Origin of the sequence: Leptospira wolbachii serovar Codice str. CDC (assembly GCF_000332515.2) — a bacterium.
Taxonomy (GTDB): Bacteria; Spirochaetota; Leptospiria; order Leptospirales; family Leptospiraceae; genus Leptospira_A; species Leptospira_A wolbachii.
On the sequence record NZ_AOGZ02000014.1, the window covers coordinates 907,139 to 919,036 of the forward strand.

Annotated in this window: 13 protein-coding genes; 3 read left to right on the plus strand and 10 right to left on the minus strand. The window is 40.2% G+C overall.

Annotated features, from left to right (window positions below; genetic code table 11):
* Nucleotides 1–4: 4 nt before the first annotated feature.
* The 4 genes from whiG to flhF all read right to left on the minus strand — a co-directional run bounded on the left by whiG (nt 5) and on the right by flhF (nt 3,677).
* A complete protein-coding gene (whiG, locus tag LEP1GSC195_RS09700; protein WP_039927380.1) occupies nt 5–805 on the minus strand; it encodes an RNA polymerase sigma factor WhiG in 801 nt (266 codons plus the stop codon).
* 102 nt (nt 806–907) lie between these two features.
* The gene (locus LEP1GSC195_RS09705; RefSeq protein WP_015680591.1) at nt 908–1,381 is read right to left on the minus strand and encodes a hypothetical protein; all 474 of its coding nucleotides are present in this window, start codon (nt 1,379–1,381) and stop codon (nt 908–910) included.
* Nucleotides 1,382–2,305 carry a MinD/ParA family protein gene (locus LEP1GSC195_RS09710; protein ID WP_015682716.1) on the minus strand — a complete coding sequence of 308 codons (924 nt, stop codon included), beginning with the start codon at nt 2,303–2,305 and terminating at the stop codon, nt 1,382–1,384.
* Nucleotides 2,306–2,339: 34 nt separating this feature from the next.
* A complete protein-coding gene (flhF, locus tag LEP1GSC195_RS09715) occupies nt 2,340–3,677 on the minus strand; it encodes a flagellar biosynthesis protein FlhF (RefSeq protein WP_015681010.1) in 1,338 nt (445 codons plus the stop codon).
* 174 nt (nt 3,678–3,851) lie between these two features.
* On the opposite strand from flhF, the gene mnmD reads away from it, so the two are divergent.
* On the plus strand, nt 3,852–4,595 hold the full coding sequence (mnmD, locus tag LEP1GSC195_RS09720; protein WP_015682805.1) for a tRNA (5-methylaminomethyl-2-thiouridine)(34)-methyltransferase MnmD: 744 nt from the start codon (nt 3,852–3,854) through the stop codon (nt 4,593–4,595).
* Between the two features lie 6 nt (nt 4,596–4,601).
* Nucleotides 4,602–5,795, plus strand: a complete 1,194-nt coding sequence (gene mnmC / locus LEP1GSC195_RS09725; RefSeq protein ID WP_015681837.1) for an FAD-dependent 5-carboxymethylaminomethyl-2-thiouridine(34) oxidoreductase MnmC — start codon at nt 4,602–4,604, stop codon at nt 5,793–5,795.
* Here the strand turns inward: mnmC and lpxK are convergent.
* Nucleotides 5,734–6,828, minus strand: coding sequence for a tetraacyldisaccharide 4'-kinase (gene lpxK / locus LEP1GSC195_RS09730; RefSeq protein WP_040506630.1), 1,095 nt, complete (start codon nt 6,826–6,828; stop codon nt 5,734–5,736). The two genes, mnmC and lpxK, sit on opposite strands and share 62 nt — an antisense overlap.
* 26 nt (nt 6,829–6,854) lie before the next feature.
* Nucleotides 6,855–7,133 carry a phosphoribosyl-ATP diphosphatase gene (hisE, locus tag LEP1GSC195_RS09735; RefSeq protein ID WP_002989187.1) on the minus strand — a complete coding sequence of 93 codons (279 nt, stop codon included), beginning with the start codon at nt 7,131–7,133 and terminating at the stop codon, nt 6,855–6,857.
* A 96-nt stretch (nt 7,134–7,229) separates the two neighbouring features.
* Between hisE and LEP1GSC195_RS09740 the strand changes: the two genes are divergently transcribed.
* Nucleotides 7,230–8,051: a thioredoxin fold domain-containing protein gene (locus LEP1GSC195_RS09740; RefSeq protein ID WP_015682370.1), complete on the plus strand. Its 822-nt coding sequence runs from the start codon at nt 7,230–7,232 to the stop codon at nt 8,049–8,051.
* A gap of 37 nt (nt 8,052–8,088) precedes the next feature.
* On the opposite strand, the gene LEP1GSC195_RS09745 is transcribed toward LEP1GSC195_RS09740, so the two are convergent.
* The 4 genes from LEP1GSC195_RS09745 to LEP1GSC195_RS09760 are packed head-to-tail and all read right to left on the minus strand — an operon-like array spanning nt 8,089 to nt 11,664.
* Nucleotides 8,089–9,393 carry a UDP-glucose dehydrogenase family protein gene (locus tag LEP1GSC195_RS09745; protein WP_015681536.1) on the minus strand — a complete coding sequence of 435 codons (1,305 nt, stop codon included), beginning with the start codon at nt 9,391–9,393 and terminating at the stop codon, nt 8,089–8,091.
* A 45-nt stretch (nt 9,394–9,438) separates the two neighbouring features.
* Nucleotides 9,439–10,638: an ABC transporter ATP-binding protein gene (locus LEP1GSC195_RS09750; RefSeq protein ID WP_015681337.1), complete on the minus strand. Its 1,200-nt coding sequence runs from the start codon at nt 10,636–10,638 to the stop codon at nt 9,439–9,441.
* A 4-nt stretch (nt 10,639–10,642) separates the two neighbouring features.
* Entirely contained in the window at nt 10,643–11,392 is a 750-nt protein-coding gene (locus LEP1GSC195_RS09755; RefSeq protein ID WP_040506632.1) for an ABC transporter permease, read from the minus strand.
* A 56-nt stretch (nt 11,393–11,448) separates the two neighbouring features.
* Nucleotides 11,449–11,664 (minus strand): LIC12298 family protein, encoded by a 216-nt coding sequence (locus LEP1GSC195_RS09760; protein ID WP_015682595.1) that lies wholly within the window; start codon nt 11,662–11,664, stop codon nt 11,449–11,451.
* Nucleotides 11,665–11,898 lie beyond the last annotated feature (234 nt).

Consider the following 11,898-nt stretch of genomic DNA (forward strand, 5'->3'; position numbering starts at 1 on the left):
CTGTTTACCTTTTTTGGATCGCGGATTTTACTTTAGAGAGTTTGCTGCGAAGTCTTGCGACTGCTTTTGTGTGGAGCTGCGAAATCCGAGATTCCGTAACTTCTAAAACTTCACCTATTTCTTTTAAGGTGAGGTCTTCATAATAATAGAGAACGATGACTTTCTTTTCTTTTTCTGGTAACGATTGGATGGCTTCTACGATTACGTTTTTGATTTCTTCTTTTTCGATGATATTGTCCGGGTTCATATTCATCGGAGACTCTAAAGTTTCCATAAAGGAAACTTCATCGTTCTCATCACCGAGAAACCAAATATCATTTAAAGAAACAAGAGAGGTTCCAGAAAGTTTAGCAAGTAACGAGTTGTATTCTTCCATGGAGACTCCGAGTTCTTTTGCGATCTCTTCATCTTCCACTTTTTTGCCTTCTTTGTTCTCAAGCATGGCAATGATGTTTTCCAACTGTTTTGCTTTTTGACGGATAGAACGAGGAATCCAGTCCACACTTCTTAGTTCGTCAAAAATAGACCCACGAATTCGGGTCATGGCATAGGTTTTGAATTTAATTTCTCGAGAAGGGTCGAATTTTTCAATGGCGTCTAACAGACCAAAAACGCCATAACTTACGAGGTCTTCAAATTCGACATTTTGAGGCATGCCAATGGCAATCCGCCCAGCCACGTGTTTGACGAGAGGGGAATATTTTTCAACAAGGTAACTTCGGATCTCCGCATCCTTTGTGACGCGGTATTGTTTCCAAAGATCTGTCTCATCAAACTGATTGTATTTGTCTAGCAATCTTGACATAGGGAACCGAAGTACGGAATCTCTTTACTTTATAGAAAAAATCGTATAGAAAGGGAAATTACAAGAGGATTTTTTCTTATGTCCTCTAAAAACAGTAATTTTTCAACTCTCCTGGGTATCATCCTTCGCCATCATGGTACGAATGGCCTCAGCCATGAGTTTTGGCTCGTTTTTGATCGCAATTTTGTCCACAATGATATGATCGCCAAATTTTCCAGACTTAGCCATGGCAAGTTTAGCATCCACGGCGGCATCCCCCACCTGTTGGACTCCATAATCATCGGACCCCACGGACTCAGATCGAGTTGGCTCCATTCCACCGTGTTCTTGGTCATAGTCATCGGAATGGCCTGTACCACCGAAACCACCAATAGAAAATGTAGATAAGAACTCTAAAAATTCAGGGACTTTCTTTTGTAAGACAGAAAAAATACCAAAACCCAATCCACCAAAAGCAAACGTGGAGATGAGGGAGACAAAGAGTATATAACCAAGTCGGTTTCCAACAAGAAACCCACAGACGGAACTGATGATGGCTCCGAGGATCGCAAATCCCAGTACAAATCCGATCAGCACTTAGTTGTCTTCCTCCATATCCTCTTGCATTTCTTTCTCTTTGAAGTCGACAAAGCTAAAGAATTTTTTAAAGAAACCGGTGAGTCCTTCCTCATCCGTGTAACCGCCTTCAGTTTGTAAGAGGGTATGTGTGACTCTCGTCAGGCAAGCTGCTGCCTTGGAACGAGGAGCGCCAATGATGAATGGTTTTTGTTCCCTGATGGACTTTTCTACTTCTTCGTCTTGGAAGATAAATCCTAAGTTCTCTACTTGCACTTCTAAAAATTGACCGGAGATATCGATGACACGGTCGGCTACTTTTTTCCCTTCAATCGCAGAACGCACACGGTTCACAATGATTTTGAGATTTTTGTCTTTGGATTGAGAGACAATGGATTTGATGAGCCCATAAGAGTCAGTAATGGAGGTAGGTTCAGGGGTAGTGACAACAATCACTTCATCGGCCGGCATCACAAGGCCAATCACATTGGCAGAAATCCCAGCACCAGTGTCTATGATCATCACATCATAACGATCAAGCTCTGCAAATCCTTTGATCAAATTATTTCTTTGTGTTTCATTTAGGTTGGCTAGTTGGGAATAACCAGAGGCACCTGCAATGATGTCCACACCTTCTGGCGTGGAGATCACGATGTCTTTGAGAGATTTGTGGCCTTTCACCACGTGGTATAAATTGTATTTCGGAATGATACCAAGAAGTACGTTTACGTTCGCAAGACCCAAGTCACCATCAAAGATCAAAACTTTGAGGCCAGTCTTTGCAATGGAGATCGCAAGGTTTACGGATACAGTACTTTTCCCTACTCCACCTTTACCGGAAGCTACCGCAATGATTTTGGTTTTTTTAACTGTATCCTGGGGTTGTACAAGTTTTAATCCAGCACCAGATTCAGTGAGCTTTCTAAGATTTGCAGCTTGGTCCATCGTTACCCCTAGGCTTTCAGGATAACGACGCTCGTTACACGGTCTTTTCGAAGACCTCGCCCGCTATCCCTTTCAATTTTTCCGGAAAAATTACACATTCGGCAAGAAGTTTTTTCGAGGCATTTAGGATATCAAAAGGAACATCCTGGCCTACACTTAAAAATGCGAATTCCCTGTGAATAGTATCGGCTAATTCCACTACAGAACCTAAAAATTCTGCTTCATCTAGCTTCGTTAATAAAATTCTTTTGTACCCGACCGATTCGTAAGCCTTTGCCACTGCAAGAGCATTGTCTTTTGAGACAGTGGAGGAAAGCACTAGGACTGTTTCAATATAATCCTTTTCCCCAAAAACTTGGTAGAATTCCTGAAGTTTTTCCAGGTTTTCTGACTTTCTATGGGAATAACCTGCCGTATCAACAAGGATGAGTTCGGATCCATCACGGACAATTGTCTCTTTCATTTTGCGTAAATCTTTGGCGGCATAGAAAGGCAATCCCATCGCATCCGCATAAAATTTAAGTTGGTCGATGGCAGCAATCCGGTAGTTGTCCGTTGTATAAAGGGAAACTTTTTTACCCATGTGCAAACTGTATTTAGCAGCTAGTTTTGCAATGGAGGTTGTTTTTCCAGACCCAGTAGGTCCTACAAAGAAAATGATCTTACGTTTCCCACGTGGGGTTCCACTAAAAAGATCGGAGTCAATTTGGATTCTTTCTTCTAAATATGTGACTGCTTTATCGGTAACATTCGCATAACGAGTGAGGTCCACTGCAGATAACCTGCGTTCCAGAGCGATCGCCATCTCTTCCAGAAATCCAGATGACATTCCTTCATTTAACAGACGATCCACGAGCTTTTGGATATGTGGGTGACGATCTGGTATTTGTGGTTTGGTAGGAGTTGTTACCTCTACGAAAGAGTCCTTAGCTTCGGAAAGGGAAAGACCAACTGGTCTTTCTTCATGCGCTTCGATTTCGTAAACTGGGGGATTTTGTCTACGACGGCGTTCTGAAAAAGGTCGCACGGCATCAATGTTCTTTTTCCGAAGGTTCCCACCATTTCCTATAGATGCCGAGTGGTTGGATCCAATCCCCACAAGGCCTGATTCGGGAAGGGATTCCGTTCTCTGTTTTTGTTTGATAAGTTCTTTGAGATCCTTTAACTTGCGTTCAATTCTCTCTTTGGAGTTTTGTTTTTCGGGGACACCCACATCGATTTCATACATACGTTGGGCCATAAGCCCTGTGCCAAAGAGTCCACCTTCTGTGATCACTCGTTGGTCATAGAGATGTGCCTCTGGACCGTATTTCATCTTCATCTGCATGATGCAGTCTTGTAAGTCTTTACCTCGGATTTTTACAAAATCCATAGAATATCCCCCGAACCTGGGAAAAATATGAAGAGTACCCTCCTTTTGGAAAGCCTTTTTTATGAGACATAATAATTTCGGTCAACTGAGTCGGGATTTATGATCCGAAGGAAGGGGTATGGAGATTGAGTTTCCAAGGGAAGTGGGACCAGAAAAGATGGGGAGCAAGCCTAAATGACAAACCCCCAAGAGAAAGACACGCACAACACTATAGAATTCAAAGACGGAGTGCCGGTTTCCGTGTTATTCGATGATGTGTATTTCTCCAAACAAGGTGGGTGGGAAGAATCACAGTTTGTCTTTGTGAGTGGGAACGAAATCCAATCGAAGTTGGAGGGAAATGACAAACCCACGTTTCGCATTGGCGAATTAGGATTTGGGTCCGGGCTCAATGTTTTCGTCACTTTAGATGTTTGGAAATTATCCAAAAACCCTCCACCCGTTACATTCATTAGTCTAGAGGGATATCCTTTAACGGCAAACATTTTACTAACATTAAACGCAAGTTATCCGGACAAGGACCTTTGGTTTGAAGAATTAATTTGTTCCTATGAATCTGCAACCCAAACATGGGAAAAAGATCCTTCCAAAAACCTATGGACTTATCATTGGAAGCATACATATAACCAAAACTCATTTACCTTACAAGTTTACTTTGGGGATATCAAAGACTGTCTGCCGAATTTTCCAGAAATCCATTCTTGGTATTTAGATGGATTTTCACCGGGGAAAAATCCTGACATGTGGTCTTCTGAGGTACTAAAGCAGTTACGCGAAAAATCCATCGTTGGAACTAGTTTTGCAACTTTCTCCTCTGCCGGTTTTTTACGAAGAAACCTCGCCGAACTTGGGTTTGTTGTAGAAAAGAAAAAAGGATTCGGTCGAAAACGCGAGATGATTTCTGGATTTTTAAAATAAAACCTTATGGATCATCAGGAAAAAATTGCAGTTGTTGTGGGAGCAGGAATCGCTGGCGCTAGCGTTTGTTTTGCGTTAAAAAAAAGGAACATACGAACCATTCTCATAGATTCAGACACAGGACCTGCAAAACATGCAAGTGGGAACCCCATTGGTGTGGTGTATCCGTTCCTCACCAAACACAAAACATCCGAGTCGGAATTTTCCTTAGCAGCATTCCAATTCTTTCTATCCATTTGGCGAAATTACCATTTAGAAAAACTTGTTCCTCATGCAGATGGCATTTATTTTTTAATGGATACGAAGGAAGTTTACGATCGTTATGCGAACGCAATCCTTTCTCATCAAATCCTAGACCAAACCGCAAAAGAAAGTACCGAACCATTCTCAGATTCCCCTGCTCTTTTTTTTCCCGAAGGAAAATCAATTTCTCCAGCAGATCTAACAAAACAAATCCTGGCTCTATCTGACCCAATCACAAAATATTCCTGTAAATTACTTAGTTGGGTGGAAGAAGAAAATAAATCGAAAGTTCTCTGCCAAACTTCGGAAGGCGAAATCGAATGCGATTATTTATTCCTAACCCAAGGATACCAGTTTGCAGACGATCCTCATTTGGAATGGCTTCCCTTACGGAAAGTGAGAGGCCAAATTCTAAAAATTCCAGAGCAAAAACCGACAAATACTTACGGAATTTTATATGGTGATTATCTCACTGCTGCGATTGGGGGATACCAGGTTTTAGGTGCTACATTTGATGAATTCAAATTAGAAGAAGAGCCAAGGCCAGAAGAATCCGAATCTATGTGGAAAGAACTACTCAATAGATTGCCAAATCTTTCCGCAGAATGGGTACCACAAAACCCTCGTTTGTTTCCCACAAGAGTAAGTTATAGAACCCAATCGCAAGACCGCCATCCCATTGTTGGCAAATTACCGAATATTTCCAAACTCGACTTATCTATTAAATACCAAAATTTATTAAGGAATTCGGATAAAAAGATGAATATCCCTTATTATGAATCTGTGGGGATTCTCAACGGACTTGGTTCACGAGGACTTACCCATGCGTTATATTCCGCGGAAATTCTCGTTTCCTCTATGTTGGAAGAAACAAGTCCAATACCAGAAACAACTTTTAAGTCCCTGAAACCTGACCGGTTTTTGATTCGTATGTGGAAACGAGACCAGCTAACATAGATTTCATTTCTTCATCTTCTTCGATAGAAACTTGGATTAACAACAAAAATACTCGAATATTTCGTCTCACCAATTCCCCTGTAAAACTAGTATCTTTTCGCATCTTAATCCAATCTTTTTCGGTGGTGATTAGGATCTCACTTGTTTGTATTTCATTCAACAATGACAACAGGGAACTGGTTGCATATTCAAAGTGGTCGGGAAAAAATTTAGTTCGAATAGATTCTGATAACAAAGTAGATTTTGCTGTTTCATAAACATTTTTTGGATTTCCAACTCCAGTTATCAAAAAGTATTTTAAATTCAAATTGGAATGCAATGGAAATGGTTCCTGAATAAAATTTTGATTCAACAAAACTTCTTTAACAGTAGCTTGGAAACTAGAATGGAAAATCGGAATTGTAACATCATTTTGGATTAGGACCTTTTTATATCGATCTAATCGTTGTTTGTGTTGCAAAGTTAACTTAGTAAAGACGATGGCATTGGCTCTTTTGCTATGACCAATCGGTTCTCGTAAAAAACCCAAAGGAAGAGTCAAACCATTCCCAAAAGGGGAATTTGCATCAAGCAAAACAAAATCAAAATCTCGATACAATTGTTTGTGTTGGAAGCCATCATCTAGGATCACAATATGTTTTTTGGATTGGATTTTGTTATATAAGAGAAAGGATTTTTTTCTATCTCTGCCAATGATTACCTGCACATCAGGAAACATTTCCTTATGTTGGCTTGGTTCATCCCCATACAACTGAGGTTCGTTACCACTCGGCAAAATTGCCCCTTCTTTAGTTTTTTCCGCTTTGTATCCTCTAGATAAAATTGTGATCGCATAACTAGGGTATTTTTTTTGAAAGTATCGCACCAAATACTGAACAAAGGGAGTTTTGCCAGTTCCTCCCACGGTGAGATTCCCAACACTAATCACTAAAACATTCGGCAAGTGAAATGGAAGAATTCTACTTTGGGACCACCAGAAGAGGAAACGGTAAATCCAACTCAAAGGGTAAAATAAATACAGAAATATCTTCATTTAGTTTCCTGTGGGAAACCTTCTGTTTAGCTATGGCGTTTTTCCAATTCTTTTGCAATGGTAGATAGGCTAATTCCTTTTTCCACCATAAGCACTTCTAAATGAAATACCAAATCAGCTATTTCATGGATGAGTTCTTTCTCATTGGGATTTTTTGCAGCAATGATGACCTCGCCGGCTTCCTCACCAATTTTTTTGAGAATGCGGTCAACACCGTCGCGGAAGAGTTCGGCTGTATAAGACTTTTCAGGCAATTCTTCCTTACGTTTGCGGAGTAGTTCTTCCAGTTTCAGTAAAAATTCCATATTTTGACCTTCTAGCGACCATGGAAACTGCCCATTCCATTTCGAAAAAGCGAAAATTGACTATTCAAACAAAGAGAATCCAATAGAATTCAATGGATGGTTCGTAAGATTCTTCCTGTTTTTTTCCTTCTATGCACGAGCGCACTGTTTTCCGAATCCCCTTGGGGAAGTTCCATCCAGAAGGGTTTCGAATCGGCAAAACAAGACAATAAATTTATCATCGTGGATGTATTTGCAGATTGGTGTACCTACTGTTTGGTTTTAGAAAAAGAAATTTTTCCTGATCCCGAGGTAAGTCGGGTATTAGATAGTTTCGTAAAAGTCAGGTTAGATGGGGAAGAATTCCCCAACCTCCGAAAAAAATACAGTATCGAGGGTTATCCTACGATACTTTTTTTAGATGGGGATGGAAACTATGTGACTAAGATTTCTGGACTCGCCACAAAGGAAGATATTTTGGGTATTTCCAAAAGAATCCTGCAAGAGCCGAATATTGAGTCGTATCTCAAAACAGAACTTAGGCGAAATGTAAATAGTCCCGATATCCATTTTCGATTAGGTTTGTTGTATTTTCAAAACAAAGAGTTTGAAAAAGCAGAACTCCAATTCACTGAAGCCATTCAAAATTCAAAAACTGCCTCAATACTTAAAGAAAATGCCTATTTCAACTTAAACTTAGTTAAATCCATTCATGGTTCGAAAGAATCTGCTGCAAAATCTTGGAAAGATTTTCTGGAACTTTATCCGACGTCCCATCGGAAAATTACTGCCAAGTTGTATTATGGACTGACATTAAAGGATGCAGGGGAATCGAAACTTGCAAAATCGATCCTGACCGAAATCAAACCGCAACTAACGTCTGAAACCGATAAATCAATGTGTAATGAGGCTTTGTCTGAAATAGAAAGAGGATTTTAGTCCAACCAAAAGATTACTTTCAGTTGGACTAAATAATTTACCTGTTCCCGATAGAATAATAAGTAAAACCTAACTCGTTCATAAGAGTTGGTTTGTATTGGTTTCTTCCATCAAAAACTAGCGGAGATTTCAGTAGAGACTTGATTTTACTAAAATCAGGCTCTCTAAATTCTCGCCATTCCGTGAGTAACAACATGGCATCTGCTCCTTGAAGAGCCGAGTATGCATCCTTTTTGTATTCGACCTTTCCATCAAAATAATACTTCGATGTTTCCATAGAAGCAGGATCAAACACTTGGATTTTGGCGCCATTTTTATGTAGTTCATAAATAAGAGGAATGGATGGAGCTTCTCGCATATCATCTGTTCCCGGTTTGAAAGATAAACCCCAAATCCCAAAAGTTTTTCCTTTCATATCTGTTGATTTGAAGTGTTCAAAAATTTTATCTGTTAAACGAGTTTTTTGTTTTTCGTTTACATCTTCTACCGACTGAATGATATGCATAGGAGCTTTGACTTCTTCCGCTGTGCGTAAAAGCGCTCTTACATCTTTTGGAAAACAAGATCCACCATATCCAATCCCTGCGTATAAAAACTGACGTCCAATTCTCGAATCTGTACCCATCCCTTTTCTGACATCATCATAGTTGGCACCAAGTGCGTCACAGAGATTTGCGATTTCATTGACGAAGGAAATCTTTGTCGCAAGGAAGGCGTTACATGCATACTTAGTAAGTTCTGCAGAACGAATGCTCATGGTAATGATTGGGTTTCCATTTAACACAAACGGAGAATAAAGTTCGCTCATTTTTTTGGCAGCGACTTCTGACTCAGCACCAATCACAACACGTTCAGGTCGCATAAAGTCATCAATCGCAGCACCTTCTTTTAAAAACTCTGGATTGGAAACAACATCAAACGGATGTTTTGTGTGTTTTGCCACAATGGCCTTTACTTGGTCAGCGGTTCCCACGGGAACTGTTGATTTATCGACGATGATTTTGTAGCCGTTCATTGCTTTACCGACTTCTTCTGCCACGGCAAAAACAAATCTTAAGTCAGCTGATCCGTTATCAGAAGTGGGTGTACCTACAGCGATAAAAACAAATTCGGAAGACTCAACACCATCTTTTAGTGATGTGGAAAAGTGGAGCCTTCCCTCTTTGTGGTTTCGTTCCACAAGTTCGGTTAGTCCAGGTTCATAGATGGGAATGATCCCTTGTTTTAAGTCACTGATTTTCTTTTCATCTTTATCAATACAAATAACTTCATTGCCATATTCAGCAAAACAGGTTCCTGCAACGAGGCCCACATATCCGGTTCCAACTACACAAACTTTCATAGGATTTCCAGAATTTAGTTTTTTCCTTTGAAGGAAACCGTTTTTCTATTCGGATTTGGGAAGAGTTTGGAATGTAAATTCGGTCGGTAGATGACAAACTCCGACAAATTTTTCAATTTTACCTCGTTCGACCTCAAAATCCAAAACGGATTCCCCCCAGAAATAACTTCCTTCAATATGGGACTCTCCTTTATGAATAGAAACCCCCAAACTGTATTTCCCGTCACTGAACTGGATAGGGAATTGGAATTCGACCATCGAACGTTCGAAGTCTTTTATGTTTAAATTTTGTTTTCCCAGATGGTGGGAGTTAGTTCCAAAAATTCGAATTCCTTTTTCACTATCAATGTGGAATCCGATGGTTCCGTTTGTGATAGGTTTTGTAGTTTGAAATTCGATCCGAAGAGTCACCGTATCCCCTAGAAAATGGTGGCGGGTATCCAACCCCTTGGAATTTTTCAACGAGACATGAATATCCTTAATGGATTCGGAAGGTAGTATGGAAGAAGGTTCCAGATTACCAGCTAATACGTGCATGTATTCTTCGATCGCTTGTTTGGGATTACCATCAAATAACAAATGTCCCTTGTTTAGAAGAATGGCTCTCGTACAAAAATAAGAAATGAGTCCAAGATCATGACTCACAACCAAAATGCAAGACCCAGACTTTGAAAATTCATTGATTCGTTTGAGACATTTTTGTTGGAAACTTGCATCCCCAACAGCCAAGGCTTCATCAACAATTAGGATATCGGGGCGTTTGGCAGTGGCAAGACTAAAGCCAAGTCGCATTGCCATTCCCGAGCTATAATTTTTTAAGGGAGAATTTCGAAACTCATTCAGCTCGGCAAAATCAAAAATGGAATCTGTGAGTTCCTTGATCTCCGATGGTTTGTATCCCCAAACGAGCCCATTGTAATACACATTCTCCTCTCCAGAAAGTTCCGGGTTAAAGCCAACACTGAGTTCAAGTAGGGCGCGAACCGAGCCAGTGACAAATAGATTCCCTTTATCTTTACTGATGACACCAGTGATTAATTTAAGAAGTGTAGATTTTCCGGCACCATTTCTGCCTATAATCCCTAAGATTTCTCCAGGTCCAACTTTTAAAACTATTGATTGTAAGGCGGTAAATTTAGAATCAATTCCAAAGTATCCAAAACTAAGTCCGGCAAGGATTCGTTTCCAAGGTTTTGAAAATCCATGGTAATCCTTAGAAAGATTTTCTAAAACAACGGAAGCCATAAAATTAGAGATGATCCAAAATCACCGATTGGAATTTACGTTTGGCAAGTAGATAAACAAGAAAGAAAAAAAAGAGAAATGGCAAAACTTGGATCCAATCAAATTGAGGACTGTATCCTGGAATCACGGAAGTGCGAAAGATATCCAAAGGAATGGTAAATGGATTCAAACGGTTCCACTCTTTTAAATATCCTGTTGGATAATACAACACGGGGATTCCCCAGAAAATAAGTTGGCTCACCAAACGGATCAAAGGTGAAATATCTTTTAATAGAATATTCAACCTGGAAAGATAGTGGAGAAGCAACATCAAATAGAGTCCAGAGAACACCAGAATCAAATACCCAAGAAGGATTCCGGAAAAGTTTAACTTCCCAGAATAAGCCAAATAAATAAATACGGGAATGGATGTGATTAGGCTATGGATGAGAAATTGGACATAGGGAATCCATAAAAACAAATCGATCCCGAGGCTTGATCTTTTTAGCAAACTACGATTGTCTGTTAAGATTCCTGTACCACGAACAAGAAGTTCTTGGATGGGAATCCAATACAAAAGTCCAGTTAAAAGATAAGCCGTGAAGTCTTCTTGTGTGGATGGATTTTTTAAATTGAGCACCAGAAATACCAGTGCGTACAAACTAATGAGTACTAAATTCTGCAGGAACATCCAGGAGATCCCCAGAAAGGAACCTGCATATTGCAGTGCGTAATCACGCCGAACAAGAGCCCAAAGTATGGATACTTTCTCCATACTTTGATTGTCGGCCCTTGGCCCCCCGTTCTAGAACGGAAGCCGGTATTTTGGAACTACATCCTCTTCAGGTTCTTTTGGCCCAAATCAGAAAGACTGGGGGATACCCACTCTCCCTTTTGAACCACTTCCCCTTGGAAGGCTTCCATCAAATAATCCTCAAAGGTTTTCCCTGTTTGGTTCTGGGAAAATCCCTTTTTCGGACCTTGCCCTGCGAGGCCTTGGTCCTTGTGGCGGTTGTAAGCGGGTTGTTGGATGGATCGAACGATCATAGGTTTTTCCTCCCCGTCATCTTTTTAGACGACATAAAACTAAAAAATAATACCAATAATATACTAAACGCTTGTTTACACTACTTAACGGATGAGAAGTTAAGTCAATATTTTTTTCACGTTTCTATCGGTTTCTATATACAATTTAGCATTCCCCTGGGACAAAACCCGCCCCCAGATGGATTTTTTTTATTGGGAGGTTCAGAATATGCCCCTTCTTTAAAAAAAGCAACC